This is a genomic window from Enterobacter sp. Res13-Sevr-PEC09-46 (genome assembly GCF_015672585.1).
In the GTDB taxonomy this organism is placed as follows: domain Bacteria; phylum Pseudomonadota; class Gammaproteobacteria; order Enterobacterales; family Enterobacteriaceae; genus Enterobacter; species Enterobacter hormaechei_C.
The window spans coordinates 54,747-72,556 of the sequence record NZ_JADABR010000014.1 but is presented as its reverse complement, the minus strand read 5'-3'; the positions used below and the strand labels follow the sequence as shown (position 1 = coordinate 72,556).

Below are 17,810 nucleotides of genomic sequence, written 5' to 3'. Positions count from 1 at the left end.
TTTCATAAACTTCATAATTTCCACACATTTATTGACATTATCTTCACAATTTTATGCGCACCCGTACTGAGAATCTCACTGACGTTGTGACCCCTAAAACTAACTGGCCCCTGGCACTGGGCGCCGGTTTATTAGGTATTGGGCAAAACGGTTTGCTGGTTATGCTGCCGCAGCTGGTCTCCCTGACCGGACTGTCGCTCTCCGTCTGGGCCGGGCTGCTGATGTTCGGCTCGATGCTCTTTTTACCCGCATCGCCCTGGTGGGGACGCCAGAGCGAGCGGCACGGCTGTAAGATCGTTATGCTGGCCTCGCTGGGAGGCTATCTGGCGAGCTTTGTCGTGATGGCGCTGGTGGTGTGGGCGATGGCGAACGGCGCGCTGAATGCTCTCTGGGGAATGGCAGGCCTGGTGCTGTCGCGCATGCTGTACGGCCTGACGGTATCAGGGCTGGTGCCTGCGGCCCAGACGTGGGCCATTCAACGCGCGGGGCTGGATAAAAGGATGGCGGCGCTGGCGACGATAAGCTCTGGCCTTAGCTGCGGGCGACTGCTGGGACCGCCTCTGGCCGCGCTGATGCTCAGCGTCAGCCCGGTCGCACCGCTCTGGCTGATGGCGCTGGCGCCGTTTATCGCGCTGCTGCTGGTGCTGCGCGAAGCCGCCGATCCCCCGCTGCCGCCGGTGGCGCACCAGTCGACGCGGTTACAGGCCTCCATGCTGCCTTTCCTGGTGCTGGCACTGCTGCTGGCGGCGCTGGTCAGCCTGATGCAGCTTGGTTTATCGCCGCATCTTCACCCGTTATTTTATGGCGATGCCGTGCAAATCAGCCATCATGTCGCGCTGCTGCTGAGCCTGGCCGCGCTGGCGACCCTGGCGGCGCAGTTTCTGGTGGTACGCCCGCAGCATTTTACCCCGAGAGTTTTACTCTTAATTGCCGCGGTCTTGATGGTGGCGGGTCTTGGGCTGATGTGTCTCGCCAGTTTAGCCCTGTTCTACGTGGGAATTGTCATCACTTCGCTGGGGGCCGCCATGGCAACGCCGGGATACCAGCTTTTGCTCAACGATCGGCTGACGACGGGCAAAGGCGCAGGGGTGATCGCCACCAGCCATACGCTGGGGTACGGGGCCAGCGCGCTGCTGGTACCCGTGGTGACGCGCTTTTACGGTGAGCAGTTTTTGATTACTGCCGCATGGGGAATGGCGCTGCTGTTTCTTGCGGTGAGCGTGTGGGTACGATCGACGAATCGTACCCCTTAAACATCAGTGGAACGGATGAGGGGAGGTGCTGGCTGCGTCCTCACTTTGCCGCAGACGCTGGAGCGGATCCTGCTGATAAAAATGGCAAAAACGCTGCCACAGCGCCGGGAAGCGCGGAGCGAAAAGCTCAGGTGCGCTAAAGAAATACTCGGACAGTACCGCAAAACACTCGGCGGGATCGGTCGCGGCATAGGCATCAATGCTGGCCGCGCTTTCACCCACCAGGTCTATCTCATCCTGAATGTTTTCCATCGCCGCGTGCAGGTCGTGCTCCCATCCCGCGACTTCACGCAGCGGGATCAGCGGCACGCCGCTGGCGCGATCGCCGTTGCGGGTATCCAGCTTATGCGCCACTTCGTGAATGATCAGGTTGAAGCCCGAGGCATCGAACGAGTCCTGAATATCCAGCCAGTTGAGGATGATTGGCCCTTGCTGCCAGCTTTGCCCGGACTGCACCATACGCTGGTTGTGCACCAGCCCGATGTCATCCTCCCACTCATCATCGACGATAAACGGCGCCGGGTAGATCAGCACTTCGTGGAAGCCATCCAGCCATTCGATACCCAGCTCCAGCACCGGCAAGCAGAAGAGCAGGGCGATGCGGGAATTTTTAAGCGGATCCAGTTCGAAGCCCTGTAGCGGTACCAGCCGTTTTTGCTGTAAAAAACGCTCGGCCAGCTGAATCAGCTTTGATTGCTCTTCAGGCAAGAGATTCGCCAGCACGGGGATCGCCAGAGCCTCATCCCAGGGCAGCGCCATATTTCGACCAGCGTCGTTCGTTTTCCAGGGCCACTTAATCATCGCTTTGCTCGTTACTCGCACGTGAACAAAATGGAAAGGTCAGGGGCTGTTAGCATGCCAACATACTCTGTTAAGCAGTATGACACTCCTCTTCGGCTGCATGCAGACTGGCAGCCTGTTTAAGAGGAATCCAGCCCGCATAAACTATCACTATGTGCCGTCAGGTTGATAGCGCTTTAGGGGTATCCCCTTCATTTTGTGAAGTATGTCGTGCGCGACTATGATAAATCTCTTCTTACCCTACCGTGCTTAAGGATCCCGTCAGTATGCCCGTCAATTTTGACCTCAACGATCTCTATGCCTTCCGCGCTTTACTGGAATATGGCAATTTCCGTCTTGCGGCGGAGTCTATCTGCCTTTCCCAGTCGGCGTTGAGTCGCAGAATTGAAAAGCTGGAGGCGGCACTGGGGACAAAACTGTTCGACAGAACCACCCGGCGCGTCACGCTGACCCTGTATGGACAGACCTTTGCCGACCGATGCGGACAGCTGCTTGCTGATGTGGAGTCCATGCTTTCGGATATCGATAAGGCCAGCGAGGAGCGTACGGGGCTAATCACCGTGGCGACGGTGCCGTCCGCCGCCTGTTACTTTATGCCGGATGTTATCCGCCGCTTTCAGTCCCGTTACCCCCGCGTGCGCATAAAACTGATCGACAGCAGCGCCGGAAATGTTATCGAGGCCGTCACCCGCGGACAGGCGGATTTTGGTATCTGCTTTGCCCGGAGTTTGCAGCCCGACATCGAGTTTGTCCCGCTGGTGGAGGATGTCTACGTGGCTGCCTGCCGGCGCGACGGCCCGCTTGCAAAAAGAAAAAGCCTGACGTGGCAGGCTTTTTATCAGCAGGATTATATCGGTCTGGATAAGACCTCCGGCAACCGCAATCTTCTCGACCAGCGGGTCGGGCATATTCGGCCTGAGCGCCCCAGCATCTGCGAAACGCGGCACGTGACGACCATGCTGGGGATGGTTGAAGCCGGGATCGGCATTGCGGCCGTTCCCGCCATGTCAATGCCCCGCGCAGAGCATTCGCTGCTGACGTCGGTACCTTTAACCGAGCCTGAGGTCAGGCGAACCGTGGGGCTGATCCGCCGCCGCGGGCGGATCCAGTCCTATATTGCTGCCGAACTCGAAACGCTGATTACCGAGCAGTATCGCGAGGTGCACTGACGGGCGTTAAGCCCGTTGCCGTAATGACGCTGGCGGCCTGTGGCGAAGAGAGAAAGGCCAGCAGCGCTTTTCCCTGTTCGGGATGGTCAGCCTTCTGCGTTACGGCTCCGGCGAAACGGGTAATGTACTGCATGTCGTCAGGCAACTTACCGACAAACGTCACCCCCGGGACCGGCAGAAGCTCGCTCACCTGCTGAAAGCCGAGATCGTATTTCCCTTTTGCCACTTCAGACGCCACCGGGATGCGCTCAACCCGGTGCGCTTTATCGTGAACCTGGCCGTCGATGCCCAGCTTACGGAACAGCTGACTCTCTACATACCGGCCGCTGGCGCTGTCGGAATAAGCTATGGAATGCGCCTTCAGCAGCGTTTGCCGCAGGGCAGGCACCGTACTGATATCCGGCACCGGCGCGCCCGCTTTGACGACCATCCCGACGGGCGAATCCGCCAGCTCCACGCGGGAGCCCGCCGCCGTCCTGCGATCCTGTTCCAGTTTCGCCAGCGCATCGCCCACCATAATCACCACGTCCGCTTTTTCGCCCCGGGCGAGCCGGGCCGGAATGGCCTGCGGCGTTTTGCCCATCGACGGGCCGGAGATCACAATGAGCCTGTCACCGCTTTGCGCTTCGTACTGCGGCGTCAGCTTCTCCAGCGCCGCTTTGAAGCCGCCAGAAATCATCACCGTCACATCCTGCGCAAGCGCGCCCGCGCTGAGGGTGGCGAAGGTCAGGGCGGCAATCACCGTTCTGAATGTAAGCATGAGGGATCACTCCTTAACGGCAGTTTGCAGGATTAACGTGCGACGACGATAGAGATAAAGCGTTGCCAGCAGGGCGCAAACGGCGGCAAAGCTCATCCAGTAGCCCGGGGAGGCTTTGTCGCCGGTGTACTCAATTAAGGCAGTCGAAATCACCGGCGTGAAACCGCCAAAGACCGCCGTTGCCAGGCTGTAAGCCAGTGAGAAGCCCGCCACGCGCACCTCTGCTGGCATGATCTCCGTCAGGGCCGGGATCATCGCGCCGTTATACAGGCCGTAGAGGAAAGAGAGCCACAGCAGCACGGTCAGCATCATTGAGAAGCTCGGGGCTGCGGCCAGCATCGTCAGCGCCGGATAGCTGGTCGCCAGCGCCAGCAGCGTCATGGCGATCAGCACCGGTTTACGCCCGAAGCGATCCGACAGCGCGCCGCCCACCGGAAGCCAGATGAAGTTGGACACCGCCACCAGCAGCGTGACCAGAAGACTGTCCGACGCGCTGAGCATCAGGACTTTTTTACCGAAGGTCGGCGCGTAAACGGTGATCAGGTAAAACGCGGTGGTGGTCATCGCCACCATCAGCATGCCCGCGACGACTACCGGCCAGTTGGCGAGCAGTGTTGTGAAGACCTGACGCATTGCCAGATGGTGGCGACGGGCGCTGAATTCCTCGGTCTCTTCGAGCTTGCGGCGCAGGAAAAAGATAAACGGCACAATCAGACAGCCAAACAGGAACGGAATACGCCATCCCCATTCGCGAATGGCACTCTCTTGCAGCACCACATTCAGGGCGAAGCCCATCGCCGCCGCGATCATAATGGCGACCTGCTGGCTACCCGACTGCCAGCTGGTGTAGAAACCCTTGCGGCCCGGCGTGGCGATCTCCGCCAGATAAACCGAAACCCCGCCCAGCTCGGCGCCTGCCGAAAAACCCTGCAACAGGCGGCCGGTCAGCACCAGCAGCGGCGCCCACAGGCCAATGCTCTGGTAAGAAGGGATCAGCACGATCAGGAAGGTTCCGGCGGCCATAATTGACAGGGTGACGATCAGCCCTTTACGGCGACCCACTTTATCAATGTAAGCCCCCAGCACAATGGCCCCGATCGGACGCATCAGAAAGCCCGCGCCAAAGACGGCGAAGGTCATCATCAGGGACGCAAATTCACTGCTTGCCGGGAAAAAAGTATGGGCGATGTAGGTGGCATAAAAGCCGAACAGAAAGAAGTCGAATTGCTCAAGAAAGTTGCCCGACGTGACGCGGAAAATCGCGCCCGCTTTGGCACGAAGCGTTGCAGGTGAGGTTGAGGAAACCATGATTATCTCCAGTTTTATAGTGACGTTATGCTCGTCTGTTTCTGAAAACTGGATCAGGAAGTGGAAATTAATAAGCGCAAATAGCGCATGGACTGATGCGTGTGGTGCATTAATGACAAAGCGTTGACCAGTATTTACATATTCAACAATAACTTAACATTTTGGTGATCTTTTATTTACTCGATTTCGCTAAGTTGCTGATATATCGGTTTTGTGACATCGCGCAGGTGAGAAGCCAGGCGGGGCCTGGCTTGGGATTATCAGCGCAGCGCGTTCGCAATCGCGCTAAACATCAGCGACGCTTCCAGCGGCTGGGCGCTGAATGACGGCTCTGCCTGCGGCCAGGTGGACCACTGGACGATAACCAGATTTTCTTTCTGATTAACCATGATCATCTGACCAAATATACCCAGCGCCCACAGGGAATCCTTCAGCGAATTTTCGACTTTCGGCTCCACGTGTGTGGCGGTGGCTGGTACTTCGTTGTTCCACCACTGGTAGCCGTATAACCCCTTCGGATGCGCGTCGGACACCGATCCTTTGGCCTGTGTCCAGGCTGAGGACTGTTTCACCCAGCCCTCGGGGAGGATCTGCTTCCCGTCCGGCAGCGTACCGTTATGCAGGATAAACTCCCCGAAACGCCCCCAGTCTTCCAGCGTGGCGTTGAACCCATGCGCACCCACGTCGTGCTGGCCTTTGCTGTAGGCATGCCACACGCCGTCGCTCGCCATGCCGTACGGCTGCCAGATGGTCTTCTCCAGATACGCCGCGAGCGTCATGCTGGTGGCGCGCTCAAGCACATCGCCTAACAGCCAGGCGCCACCCGAGGAATAGGACCAGTTTTCGCCCGCCGGGTGTTCACGGTGTAACCCCTTCACCAGGGTGCGCACGCAGTTGTAGGTGCCCGGCTTCGCTTCGCATTCGGTAAGCCGGGCGAAGTCAGATTGCGGGTTGGTGTAATCTTCGTTCCACGCCACGCCAGAGGTGTGGGTGATGAGCTGTTTTAGCGTTACGCCCTCCCAGGCGGTGCCTTTTAAATCAGGTTCGTATTGGGTGACAAGGTCGTCCAGGGAGTGGATTTTCCCTTCTTTAATTGCAACACCCACCAGCGCGGAGACTACGGATTTGCCCACGGAGCGCGACGTCCAGAGCGTTGAGTCGGTATTGCCTTCTCCCAGGTATTTATAGGCCACTTTGCCATTTTTCAGCACCAGCATGCCGCTGACGTTCTGGCGTTTCAGGTAATCCTGAATAGTGTAACTCTTACCCTTCACCTGATAGCGGGCATCGGTGAGCGGTTTTTCTGCGGGCAGCAGCGGCGTAGCGTTGCCGTGGCGGAACACATCCCCTGCGTAGTTGCGGTAGTCATTGCGAAAGCCCACCACGCGATCGGCCTGGCTCCAGGTGAGCATGGTATGCGCGTCCGGGAGTCTGGCATCGAAAGGCGCCGGACAGGTGGTGAGGTCGGTACCGTTGCAGGCCGCCATAACGGCGGGCGAGAGCAGGCTGCTGACAACCAGCGCCGCGAGCAGCGTGCGGTTTGTTTTGATTTTCATATTTATCTCGTTTGGCTCAGGAAGGACTTCAGTTTAAGAACCTGCGGCCTATAATAAAAAACGCGTTATGGGGGAAAATCCCCCGTAAAAATTGCGTGGAGAATGGCGTGGCATCACTGATCTATTCCTTTGCCCAGCTTGAGGCGTTCACTGCCGTCGCTGAACACGGCAGCCTGATGAAGGCGGCCAGTAAACTCGGCAAAGATCGTACTACCCTGCGGGATCTGATCGATTTCCTTGAGGATGGGCTGGGCTATGCTCTGTTCCTGCGGGAGGGGCGCAGCCTGCGCCTGACGCCGGAGGGGGAGCAGCTTCAGCGGCAGGCGCACCTGCTGATGCGCCAGGTTAAAGCGTTTGAGGCGTTTGCCAGATCGGTACCGGACAGCGCGACGCAGGACATCGCCCTCGCTTACGATCCGTTCACCCCCAGAGCTTTTTTACAGGCGCTGATTGCCACACTGGCGACGAAAAAGATCCGCCTGAGCCTGACCAGCGCATCGCGCGATGAGGCGGAAGCGATGCTGGCAAACGGTCAGGCCGATCTGGGGATCTGCCAGGCGCGCAACCGCAGCGTGGGCAATGAGATGGAGTGGCGGGCGCTGGGGGCGATCGAAATGGATTTTTACGCCGCAACGGCGCTTTTTGCGGAGGTTGCGGCGCCGGTGTCGCTGCTCGATCTCTCTCTGGTGCCACAGGTGATTATGCATCCCGCGTCAGACGAGCCGGTTGCCCGTCGCCTGCAAATTTCAGGGCACACGCTTTTCACTAACGAACTGGAGATGCTGCGCGGCCTGCTGGAGCAGGGCTGCGGCTGGGGGTTTTTGCCGACCCATCTTCAGGCAACGCAGTGGAAAAATGTAAAAAGGCTGCCCACCGAAGTGGGCAGCCAGGGGATAAGCCAGACGATGGTCACTATCTGGAAGCCTGGCAGCGACAAGCGCGGGTTGATCAACGATACGCTGTCGCTGCTTCCGGCGTTATGGAAACGTTCAGCGCTGTGAGCACCCTTTGCACTGTTTATTCTGGATCTGCTGGAAGAAGTCGTTGCCTTTGTCATCCACCAGGATAAACGCCGGGAAGTTCTCCACTTCAATTTTCCAGATGGCTTCCATTCCCAGTTCAGGATACGCCACGCACTCCAGGCTCTTGACGCTGTTTTGCGCCAGCACCGCCGCCGGGCCGCCGATGCTGCCGAGGTAGAAGCCGCCGTGCTTATGGCAGGCGTCGGTGACCTGCTGGCTGCGGTTACCTTTGGCCAGCATGATCATGCTCGCACCGTGGGATTGCAGTAGGTCCACGTAGGAGTCCATACGCCCGGCGGTGGTTGGGCCTAAGGAGCCAGACGCGTAACCTTCTGGCGTTTTCGCCGGGCCTGCGTAGTAAATCGGGTGATCTTTAACGTACTGCGGCAGTTCTTCCCCGTTGTCGAGCAGCTCTTTCAGCTTCGCATGGGCGATGTCACGCGCCACGATGATGGTGCCGCTCAGCGACAGGCGGGTGGATACCGGGTGCGAGGAAAGCTGCGCCAGAATGTCGGGCATCGGCTTGTTCAGATCAATGCTTACCACGTCGCCTTCTCCCTGCTGGCGCAGGGATTCAGGAATATACTGGCCCGGATTGTGCTCCAGCTTCTCAATCCAGATCCCGTCGCGGTTAATCTTCGCCTTGATGTTGCGGTCAGCGGAGCAGGAGACCCCCATGCCGATCGGGCAGGAGGCGCCGTGGCGCGGCAGACGGATCACGCGAATATCGTGCGCGAAGTATTTCCCGCCGAACTGCGCGCCAAGGCCGAGGTTTTGCGCTTCCTGAAGCAGTTCCTGCTCAAGCTGGACGTCGCGGAACGCCTGGCCGTGCGCATTGCCTTCGGTTGGCAGGCCATCGTAGTAGCGCGCAGAGGCGAGCTTGACGGTTTTCAGCGTGGCTTCCGCTGAGGTGCCGCCGATAACGAAGGCGATATGGTAAGGCGGGCAGGCCGCGGTGCCGAGGGTTCGCATCTTCTCAACCAGATAATTTTTCAGCTTCGCCGGGGTGATCAGCGCTTTGGTTTCCTGATACAGATAAGTTTTATTGGCGGAACCGCCGCCTTTCGCCATGCACAGGAATTTATACTCGTCACCATCAACGCTGTAGAGGTCGATCTGCGCGGGCAGGTTGGTGCCGGTGTTCACCTCTTTATACATATCCAGCGCCGCATTCTGCGAGTAGCGCAGGTTGTCTTCAATATAGGTGTTATACACGCCCTGACTCAGCGCCGCTTCGTCACCGCCGCCGGTCCAGACGCGCTGGCCTTTCTTACCCATAATGATTGCCGTACCGGTATCCTGACAGGTGGGCAGCACGCCTTTCGCCGCAATTTCGGAGTTGCGCAGGAATTGCAGGGCAACGTACTTATCGTTCTCGCTGGCTTCCGGGTCGCTCAGAATAGCCGCAACCTGCTTCTGGTGAGAGGTGCGCAGCATAAATGCCGCGTCGTGGAAGGCCTGCTGTGCCAGCAGGGTCAACGCCTCTGGCTCGACTTTCAACACTTCCTGACCGTCGAACTCGGCAACGGAAACGTGCTCTTTGGTCAGCAGATAATATTCGGTGTCGTCATGCGCGAGAGGGAAGGGGTTCTGGTAGATAAAGGGTTTGTTTGACATAGCTTGCTCCACAAAAATTTAACCGCCGGAGGAAATGTCCGGCGGTCAGGAATCAGAACATCATGGACATCCACGGGTAGCCAATCAGCAGCAGAGCTGCCAGGAAGATGGCACCGAAGATGGTACCGAGGCGCCAGTAGTCTTTGGTTGGCAGGTAGCCGCTACCGTAGTAAATCGGGCTTGGACCCGTACCGTAGGGGGTAATGATCCCCATCACGCCCAGCGAGGTCACCATCAGCAGAACGAACACTTCCATATTCATGCCCGGAATGGTGGAGGCGATGGTCAGCATCGCAGGCAGCAGCGCCGTGGTGTGCGCGGTGGTGCTGGCGAACAGGTAGTGCAGCAGGTAGAACGCCAGCAGCAGCACGATGGTGGCGACACCCGGAGAGATACCGCTCATCAGCAGGCCGCCTTCTTTACCCAGCCAGCTGATAAAACCGGTGGAGGAGAGGCCATCCGCCAGCGCCACCAGGGTGGCGAACCAGACGAAGGTGTTCCACGCGGCTTTGTTACCGGTGATATCGTTCCACTCCAGCACGCCGGTCCACAGCATCAGGCCAACGATCAGCAGGGCAGCCATGGCCGGTTCAATCCACGCCGCGGCGAAGATCCACATCAGCAGCGCACAGCACACGAACACCAGCAGCAGGATCTCATTGCGCGACAGTTTGCCCAGTTTTTCCAGTTCACGGGTCGCCCACAGCGGTACTTCGTTGTTTACCTTCACTTCCGGCGGGTAGAACCAGTAAGCCAGCAGCGGCATGGTCAGGATCAGCAGGATGCCCAGCGGCAGGAAGGCGAGGAACCAGGTCCCCCAGGAGATATCAATTCCAACCGTGCTTTTTACCAGCGCCAGCGCCAGCAGGTTAGGTGCCAGAGCGGAAAGGAACATCGAGCTGGTGATACAGGCCGCGGTGATGGCTACCCACATCAGATATGAACCGATTTTGCGCGCGCTTGGGTCATTGGGTTTTGAACCGTACAGCGGCGGCAGGTTGGCGATGATCGGGTAGATGGTCCCGCCGCTGCGCGCGGTGTTGGACGGGGTGAACGGGGCCAGCAGCAGGTCCGCAAACGTAATGGCGTAACCGAGCGTCAGGCTGCGACGGCCCAGGTACTTCACCAGAATCAGCGCCAGACGGCGGCCGAAGCGGGTTTTGTCGTAGCCTGCGGCGAACATAAAGGCACCGAAAATCAGCCAGACGGTGGAGTTACCAAACCCGCTGACCGCCCATTTAAAGGAGGCGCCCGCCAGCTTGAATTTTGGGTCAGCCAGCTGTTCCGGGCTAAAGAGTACCCACTGGCTGCACAGCGCAATCGCCACGACGCCGGTAAGACCGATCACGGCGCCCGGCAGCGGTTCGAAAATTAAGCCGACGATGACGCCGACAAAGATGGCGAAGTAGTGCCACGCATAAGGCGGCAGCCCTTCCGGAACGGGGACAAACAACAGCAGGACGGCAACAATGACGGGCAAAGCCATCATCAGCAGTCGTTTTGCTGTTCCATTTGATGCCAGATTCGCCGCAGGAGGCGTTACAGCAGTTTTTGTATTCATAGTTTCACGTCTTAAGTTGTCAAAAATTCGTCGCCCGGCGAAAACACAAATTCGATTGAAATATCCTTTTTGCTTTTTTTAGTTATTTAAGGTGCGGATTTGTGTTTTCACTAATAGCGATTTAACGCATTTTGGTTTGCGCTAAATAAAAAATGATGATGTTTTTATATTGCTCTTTTGAATGCCATAACTATTGATCGCGATCAAAAAAACGGAACTGAATGGCTATTTTTATACTTTTTATAATAACCACTCTGAGTAGTGTGGTTATTCGCTGATTTTACGCATTTTATGTATCAAAACTATAACATTTAAATTTTGGTGATTTTCTTTGTTGTTGTATTATAAGGTTTTTTACCGGGCGTGGTGTATTGGTTTGACCTTTTCTAATTTAACTTTTTTTAAATTATTGTGAACAGGTGAAACATTCCCGCTAACACCAATGTGTTATTAATGTTACCGAAGGGATTAAATAGTTTATTAACTAACGTAATGGCTTTGGAAACTAAAAAAAGCTTTATATTACTATCATGACATCGGCAAAAAACACGAAATAAAAAATCATCCCGATAACGAATTCTTAATTTTTAAAGTTTGGAGTTTCTATTATGAGCACTAACGAACGTATTTTAAGCCCCTTCACATTACCGAATGGTACTGAACTGAAAAACCGTTTGTTAATGGCCCCAATGACAACCTGTACCGGTTATTACGATGGTACCGTGACCAGCGAGCTGGTGGAGTACTACCGCGCCCGCGCTGGCAGCATTGGCACCATCATCGTTGAGTGCTGTTTTGTTGACGATCTCGGCCTGGCGTTCCCGGGCGCAATTGGCATTGATAACGACGAGAAAATCGCCGGGCTGGCAAAAATCGCTGACGCCATTAAGTCAAAAGGCTCCAAAGCCCTGCTGCAAATCTACCACGGCGGTCGCATGGTCGACCCAAAACTGATCGGCGGTCGCACGCCGGTTGGCCCAAGCGCCGTTGCCGCGCCGCGTGACGGTGCCGCCACGCCGGTTGCCCTGACCGCGGAAGAGGTGGAAGGCATGATCGGCAAGTTTGGCGAAGCCGTGCGCCGCGCAATTCAGGCCGGGTTCGACGGCGTCGAAATCCACGGGGCGAATACCTATCTGATCCAGCAGTTCTTCTCCCCGAACTCTAACCAGCGCGACGACGAGTGGGGCGGCAGCCGCGAAAACCGCGCGAAATTCCCGCTGGCGGTGCTGGACATTACCCACAAGATGGTGCGCCAGTACGCGGACGACGCGTTTATCATTGGCTACCGTTTCTCTCCGGAAGAGCTTGAAGTCCCGGGCATTCGCTTCGAAGACACCCTGTATCTGCTGGAAAAACTGGCCGCGCGCGGGGTGGATTATCTCCACTTCTCCCTTGGCGCCGCCCTGCGTCCTTCTATCGTCGATACTCAGGACCCGACGCCACTTATCGAAAAATACTGCGCCATGCGCTCTGACACGCTGGCGCAGGTACCGGTGATGGGCGTTGGCGGCGTGGTGAATGCCACGGATGTGAATGAAGCGCTGGATCACGGTTACGACCTGATTGCCGTTGGCCGCGCCACCATCGCCTATCCGGACTGGACCGATCGCATCGCGGCGGGCGAAAGCCTGGAGCTGTTTATGGACAGCACCCGACGCGAAGAACTGAGCATCCCGGAACCGCTGTGGCGCTTCTCGCTGGTGGAAGCGATGATCCGCGACATGAGCATGGGCGAATCTAAATTCAAACCGGGCACCTTTATTGAAAAAGTGCAGGACGATGCTAACGAGCTGGTGATTAACGTCAGCCTCGAAACCGACCGCATCGCCGATATCGAACTGGCCTCCGGCCCGAGTGAAGACGTGGAGTTTGTCACCAGCTTCGAAGAGATCCGTACCCGTATTCTGGACGCCAACACCCCGCACGTGGATGCTATCACCGGCGCGACCAGCCAGAGCGAGGCGGTGAAAAAAGCGGTCTCGAAGGCGATGCTGAAATCCAGCAAAGCGCTGGCGGCGGAAGAGGGCGCTGACCCGAATGAGACTAAAAGCGTGGATGTGGTGGTGGTCGGCAGCGGCGGCGCCGGTCTGGCAGCGGCGATTCAGGCGCATGACGAAGGCGCGAGCGTGCTGATCGTCGAGAAAATGCCCACCATCGGCGGGAACACCATTAAAGCCTCGGCCGGGATGAACGCGGCGGAGACCCGCTTCCAGCGCGTGAAAGGTATTCAGGACAGCAAAGAGCTGTTCTACCAGGAAAGTCTGAAAGGCGGTGGCAACAAGAACGACCCTGAACTGCTGCGTCGCTTTGTCGAGAACGCGCCGCAGGCTATCGAATGGCTGGCCACGCGCGGCATTATGCTGAACGACATTACCACCACCGGCGGGATGAGCATCGACCGTACGCACCGTCCGAAAGACGGTTCCGCAGTGGGCGGGTATCTGATCAGCGGCCTGGTGCGTAACGTCAACAAGCGCAACATCGAGGTGATGCTGGATACCTCCGTGAGCGACATCATTTTCGAAAATGGCGAAGTGACCGGCGTGCGTCTGACCACCGAAGAGAACGAAACCCTCACCGTGGCAACCAAAAGCGTGATTGTGGCAACGGGCGGCTTCAGCGCCAACAGCCAGATGGTGGTGAAATACCGTCCGGATCTGGCAGGGTTCGTTACCACCAACCACAAAGGGGCGACCGGAGGCGGTATCGCGCTGCTGGAGCGTATCGGTGCGGGCACCGTGGATATGGGCGAAATTCAGATCCACCCAACCGTTGAGCAGAAAACGTCGTATCTGATTTCCGAATCCATCCGCGGCGGCGGGGCGATTCTGGTAAACCAGCAGGGCAACCGCTTCTATAACGAAATGTCGACCCGCGACAAAGTCTCGGCGCAGATCATCGCGCTGCCGGAGAAATACGCTTACATCGTCTTTGACGAGCATGTTCGCGCCAAAAACAAAGCCGCGGATGAGTACATCGCAAAAGGGTTTGTTACCAGCGCCAGCTCGCCAAAAGCCCTGGCGGAAGAGCTGGGGATGGATCACCACCAGTTCCTGGCAACGCTGGAACGTTACAACGGCTTTGTGGAGAAACAGCACGACGATGATTTCGGTCGCACCACCGCGCTGCGTGCGCCAATCAACGAAGGGCCGTTCTACGCCATTCAGATTGCACCGGGCGTTCACCACACCATGGGCGGCGTGACCATTAACACAGAAACCTGCGTGCTGGACAGCAACCACAACGTATTGCCGGGAGCGTTTGCTGCGGGTGAGGTTGTCGGGGGCATCCATGGCGGTAACCGCATCGGCGGTAACGCGGTGGCAGATATCATTATTTTTGGTACGCTTGCAGGACATCAGGCGGCTATGCGTTCGAAAACACGGTAAGGCTCCTGTTTCCCCGGCGGCGCGGTGCCTGCCGGGGCTACATCTGAGGACTCATGAAATGCCTGATAGCCATCGCGTTTACAGCTACTCCGCCGTTCTGATGGGATCGCCCATCCTCCTGAAACTCTTTTCCCATGACGAAGCGCTTGCCTCTCGCGTGTTTCGCCTGATCAAACAGTACGAAGATCTGCTCACCGTTAACCGAGCGCACTCCCAGGTAATGGACATCAACCATGCGGCCGGTCAGCATCCGGTTGCCGTCAGTCGCCCGGTGTTCGAGCTGATCCGCTGCGCGAAAGCGGCCAGCCTGCTTAAGGACAGCGCCTTTAACCTGGCGATCGGCCCGCTGGTGAAGCGCTGGAAAATTGGCTTTAAGGGGGACGCGGTACCGCCCGCGGACGAGATCGCCGCCTTGCTGGGCATCACGCATCCAGCGGACGTGGTGCTGGATGAAGCCAACAGCAGCGTGTTCCTTACTCGCCAGGGAATGGAGATCGATCTGGGGGCCATTGCTAAAGGCTATATCGCCGACAGGGTGCGGGATTACCTGCATAAAGAGGGCGTTGAACTTGGGCTGATCAACCTTGGCGGCAACGTCCAGACGTTAGGCTCGCCGGAGGGCGGCTGGCGCGTCGGCCTGAAAAAACCGTTCGCCGGTGACGCGCTGATTGGCGCCATGACGGTCGAAAACCGGTCGGTGGTGACGTCAGGCACCTATGAGCGCTACTTCGAGCTGAACGGCAAACGTTATCACCACATACTTGACCCACGCACCGGCTACCCGCTGGATAACGAACTGGACAGCGTGACGATTATTTCGCCAGACTCCCTCGACGGCGATATCTGGACCACGCTGATCTACGGCATGGGCGTGGAAAAGGGCTGCGCCGCGCTGCGTTCGCGCCCCGATATTGAAGCCATCTTTGTCACCAAAACAAAAGAAGTGGTGATCTCCTCGATGCACCACTTCCGTTTTACCCTTCTGGACGACAGCTACCGAATTACTGGCAGTACTGTTTGAGTAGGCCGACCTGTTCCGGCTGCAAACGGTAGCGATATACCGGCCGGCCGGTAGCGCCGTAGTGAATGCTGGTGAACAGGATATTAATTTGCGCCAGCCAGATCAGGTATTTGCGGCAGGAGACGCGGGAAATGTTGACCGCATTCGCCAGATCGTCGGTGGAAAACTCTATCTCCGGATGGCTGTCGATCCACTGGCAAATGGTGCGCAGCGTCTGCGGCGTCAGGCCTTTCGGTAATTTTTTGCTGTCGGCCAGCTCCGGCGCGCCGCCGTGGATCAGCCTGTCGACGTCGGCCTGTTCATAATACTGATGCGATCCCATCAGGCTGCGCTTTGCCTTCCAGCCGTTCAGCGCCTCTTCAAAACGCGGGAACTGGAAAGGTTTAATCAGGTAATCCACCACGCCATAGTGCATTGAGGTCTGGATCGTTGCGGCGTCGGAGGCCGACGAGATCATGATGACGTCAATCGGGCGGCCCGACGCGCGGATGATGGGCAGCAGATCCAGCCCGTTATCCTGCTGCATATAGACATCCAGCAGCACCAGATCGATCGGCTGGCCTGGGTTGGCGATCAACGCCTCGGCCTGGTTGAGCGTGGAAGCGACGCCGCAGCAGCTAAAACCCTCAACGCGGTTAACATACAGACGGTTGAGGTCGGCTACCATGGCGTCATCATCGACAATTAACACATTTATCACGCGATATTCCTCTCGCTATCCCAGGGGATCTGAACAAAAAATTGGGTAAATACGCCAGGCTCCGACTCGACGGTAATATCTCCGCCCAGATTCTGGATCTGCTGACGCGCAAGGAACAGCCCAACGCCGCGGTTTTCACCTTTTGTTGAGTAGCCCTTTGTAAAAATAGCCTCCAGCCGCTCGGGATCAATGCCGGGACCGTCATCGCTGACCTCACCGCTCAGCCAGCCGTTCTGATAATGCAGCAGCAGGCCGATCTCGCCTTCCGGCTGGCCTTCCATCGCATCCAGGGCATTTTCGATTAAATTGCCCAGCACGGTGATCAGCACCGCAACCTGCTCTTCATTGGCGGTGTCGGGAAGCTGACTCTCCTCCGCCAGCGTCAGGGTCACTCCGGCCTCTTTAGCGCGGTTAATTTTACCCAGCAGGAAGCCCGCAATGACCGGCGATTTAACTTTGCGCTGTATTGCGCCGATATCCGTCTGATAATTTTGCGCGGTCTGGATGATGTACTCCTCCAGCTTATCGTAGCGCTTCATGTGCAGCAGGCCGAGGATCACGTGCAGCTTGTTCATAAACTCGTGCGTATGAGCGCGCAGGGCATCAACGTAGCTGACCATGCCATCGATACGCTGCATTAACTGGCTGATTTCGGTCTTATCGCGGAACGTGCTGATCGCCCCGATCACCTGATTCTGGCTTTTCACGGGGACCATGTTGCACAGCAGCAGCCGCCCGTTACAGCCGATCTCCTGATCCTGGCGGGCAATGCCGGTCCTGGATACTTCGCGCAGGCTGGCCAGCAGCGGTTCACTGCTGCTTTCGGAGTGCTGGCCCGAGGTCAGGAGTAATATTTCTCTGGCGGTGTGGTTAATCATCGTCACGCGCCCATGCATATCCACGGCCATCACGCCTTCACGCAGGGACTGCAACATGGCCTGGCGCTGCTCAAAGAGGGCTGAGATTTCGTAAGGCTCCAGCCCAAAGAGGATACGTTTCAGAACCCGGACCAGACCCCATATCGCCACTGAGCTCATCAGAACGCTGAATAAGATGGTCCACACGGCGTTGAGCCGCCCGCGGGCAATCTGATCTTCAACTTTATTCAGCGAAATACCCACCACCACCACGCCGATCTGGTCGTGCTGGTCGTCATACACGGGCGTAAAGACGCGCAACGCTTCTGCGAGCGCGCCGCGGTTAACGGAGACATTCTCTTTCCCTTCCAGGGCGGGCGTCAGATCGTCGCCAATAAAATGCAAACCTAACAGCGCTTCGTTTGGATGGGAATAGCGGATCCCACGCAGGTCGGTGACCACGGTAAACAGCAGGTCGTTGCGCTTCGTCACCGCCTCGGCAATCGGCTGGATGATGCCAGCCTGCGGCGATTCCATCAGGCCACGCTTGATCTCCGGGCTGTCGGCCAGCGTCCTGGCGATACCCAGCGCGGTATCTTTCACGTCATCGCGCGTGGCGCGGGTGATCTGCACAGAGTACAGCGCGAAGACCACCAGCAGCACCGAGCCGATAATCGCGCACACCATCAGCGTAACCAGCGTATTCAGCTTCATAGGGCGCTTGCGCGTCGGGGGGAAGGGCTGCAAATCGCTCATTAACACTCCGCGATGAATAAGAAAGGGCTAATTATCGCTG

The 17,810-nt window shown here is 57.5% G+C and carries 13 protein-coding genes; 5 read left to right on the top strand and 8 right to left on the bottom strand.

Annotated elements, in window-relative coordinates; all coding sequences use genetic code 11:
* Positions 1-53: 53 nt before the first annotated feature.
* Positions 54-1,253 (top strand): MFS transporter, encoded by a 1,200-nt coding sequence (locus IMQ56_RS07950; RefSeq protein ID WP_196063790.1) that lies wholly within the window; start codon positions 54-56, stop codon positions 1,251-1,253.
* A gap of 3 nt (positions 1,254-1,256) precedes the next feature.
* On the opposite strand, the gene mtfA is transcribed toward IMQ56_RS07950, so the two are convergent.
* Complete coding sequence (gene mtfA, locus IMQ56_RS07945; RefSeq protein ID WP_045615595.1) at positions 1,257-2,054, bottom strand: DgsA anti-repressor MtfA; 798 nt, start codon at positions 2,052-2,054, stop codon at positions 1,257-1,259.
* 266 nt (positions 2,055-2,320) lie between these two features.
* Between mtfA and IMQ56_RS07940 the strand changes: the two genes are divergently transcribed.
* The gene (locus tag IMQ56_RS07940; protein WP_017383321.1) at positions 2,321-3,223 is read left to right on the top strand and encodes a LysR family transcriptional regulator; all 903 of its coding nucleotides are present in this window, start codon (positions 2,321-2,323) and stop codon (positions 3,221-3,223) included.
* On the opposite strand, the gene IMQ56_RS07935 is transcribed toward IMQ56_RS07940, so the two are convergent.
* The 3 genes from IMQ56_RS07935 to IMQ56_RS07925 all read right to left on the bottom strand — a co-directional run bounded on the left by IMQ56_RS07935 (position 3,195) and on the right by IMQ56_RS07925 (position 6,847).
* Positions 3,195-3,983: a substrate-binding domain-containing protein gene (locus tag IMQ56_RS07935; protein WP_047063120.1), complete on the bottom strand. Its 789-nt coding sequence runs from the start codon at positions 3,981-3,983 to the stop codon at positions 3,195-3,197. The genes IMQ56_RS07940 and IMQ56_RS07935 overlap by 29 nt on opposite strands.
* A gap of 6 nt (positions 3,984-3,989) precedes the next feature.
* On the bottom strand, positions 3,990-5,291 hold the full coding sequence (locus IMQ56_RS07930; protein ID WP_047056225.1) for an MFS transporter: 1,302 nt from the start codon (positions 5,289-5,291) through the stop codon (positions 3,990-3,992).
* A gap of 260 nt (positions 5,292-5,551) precedes the next feature.
* Positions 5,552-6,847 (bottom strand): serine hydrolase, encoded by a 1,296-nt coding sequence (locus IMQ56_RS07925; protein ID WP_047735596.1) that lies wholly within the window; start codon positions 6,845-6,847, stop codon positions 5,552-5,554.
* A 95-nt stretch (positions 6,848-6,942) separates the two neighbouring features.
* On the opposite strand from IMQ56_RS07925, the gene IMQ56_RS07920 reads away from it, so the two are divergent.
* Positions 6,943-7,848, top strand: coding sequence for a LysR family transcriptional regulator (locus tag IMQ56_RS07920; protein WP_133982967.1), 906 nt, complete (start codon positions 6,943-6,945; stop codon positions 7,846-7,848).
* Here IMQ56_RS07920 and fumA read toward each other — a convergent pair.
* Positions 7,837-9,486, bottom strand: a complete 1,650-nt coding sequence (gene fumA, locus IMQ56_RS07915) for a class I fumarate hydratase FumA (protein ID WP_196063789.1) — start codon at positions 9,484-9,486, stop codon at positions 7,837-7,839. The two genes, IMQ56_RS07920 and fumA, sit on opposite strands and share 12 nt — an antisense overlap.
* 52 nt (positions 9,487-9,538) lie before the next feature.
* The gene (locus tag IMQ56_RS07910; RefSeq protein ID WP_017383327.1) at positions 9,539-11,047 is read right to left on the bottom strand and encodes an anion permease; all 1,509 of its coding nucleotides are present in this window, start codon (positions 11,045-11,047) and stop codon (positions 9,539-9,541) included.
* Between the two features lie 608 nt (positions 11,048-11,655).
* Here IMQ56_RS07910 and IMQ56_RS07905 point away from each other — a divergent pair.
* Together IMQ56_RS07905 and IMQ56_RS07900 are read left to right on the top strand one after the other, a co-directional pair.
* Complete coding sequence (locus IMQ56_RS07905; RefSeq protein ID WP_048247131.1) at positions 11,656-14,436, top strand: flavocytochrome c; 2,781 nt, start codon at positions 11,656-11,658, stop codon at positions 14,434-14,436.
* 58 nt (positions 14,437-14,494) lie between these two features.
* Positions 14,495-15,457 (top strand): FAD:protein FMN transferase, encoded by a 963-nt coding sequence (locus tag IMQ56_RS07900; protein ID WP_017383329.1) that lies wholly within the window; start codon positions 14,495-14,497, stop codon positions 15,455-15,457.
* On the opposite strand, the gene dcuR is transcribed toward IMQ56_RS07900, so the two are convergent.
* Positions 15,438-16,157 carry a two-component system response regulator DcuR gene (gene dcuR, locus IMQ56_RS07895; RefSeq protein ID WP_003859556.1) on the bottom strand — a complete coding sequence of 240 codons (720 nt, stop codon included), beginning with the start codon at positions 16,155-16,157 and terminating at the stop codon, positions 15,438-15,440. The two genes, IMQ56_RS07900 and dcuR, sit on opposite strands and share 20 nt — an antisense overlap.
* The gene (locus IMQ56_RS07890) at positions 16,154-17,770 is read right to left on the bottom strand and encodes a sensor histidine kinase (RefSeq protein WP_023294962.1); all 1,617 of its coding nucleotides are present in this window, start codon (positions 17,768-17,770) and stop codon (positions 16,154-16,156) included. Before IMQ56_RS07890 ends, dcuR begins: the two co-directional genes overlap by 4 nt.
* Between the last annotated feature and the right edge of the window lie 40 nt (positions 17,771-17,810).

Excerpts from the sequence above, each read along its gene's own strand:
- IMQ56_RS07890 (WP_023294962.1), bottom strand. The coding sequence starts at position 17,770 with ATGAGCGATTTGCAGCCCTTCCCCCCGACGCGCAAGCGCCCTATGAAG.
- IMQ56_RS07935 (WP_047063120.1), bottom strand. The coding sequence starts at position 3,983 with ATGCTTACATTCAGAACGGTGATTGCCGCCCTGACCTTCGCCACCCTC.
- fumA (WP_196063789.1), bottom strand. The coding sequence starts at position 9,486 with ATGTCAAACAAACCCTTTATCTACCAGAACCCCTTCCCTCTCGCGCAT.
- IMQ56_RS07905 (WP_048247131.1), top strand. The coding sequence starts at position 11,656 with ATGAGCACTAACGAACGTATTTTAAGCCCCTTCACATTACCGAATGGT.
- IMQ56_RS07900 (WP_017383329.1), top strand. The coding sequence starts at position 14,495 with ATGCCTGATAGCCATCGCGTTTACAGCTACTCCGCCGTTCTGATGGGA.
- IMQ56_RS07925 (WP_047735596.1), bottom strand. The coding sequence starts at position 6,847 with ATGAAAATCAAAACAAACCGCACGCTGCTCGCGGCGCTGGTTGTCAGC.
- IMQ56_RS07910 (WP_017383327.1), bottom strand. The coding sequence starts at position 11,047 with ATGAATACAAAAACTGCTGTAACGCCTCCTGCGGCGAATCTGGCATCA.
- mtfA (WP_045615595.1), bottom strand. The coding sequence starts at position 2,054 with ATGATTAAGTGGCCCTGGAAAACGAACGACGCTGGTCGAAATATGGCG.
- IMQ56_RS07950 (WP_196063790.1), top strand. The coding sequence starts at position 54 with ATGCGCACCCGTACTGAGAATCTCACTGACGTTGTGACCCCTAAAACT.
- IMQ56_RS07930 (WP_047056225.1), bottom strand. The coding sequence starts at position 5,291 with ATGGTTTCCTCAACCTCACCTGCAACGCTTCGTGCCAAAGCGGGCGCG.
- IMQ56_RS07940 (WP_017383321.1), top strand. The coding sequence starts at position 2,321 with ATGCCCGTCAATTTTGACCTCAACGATCTCTATGCCTTCCGCGCTTTA.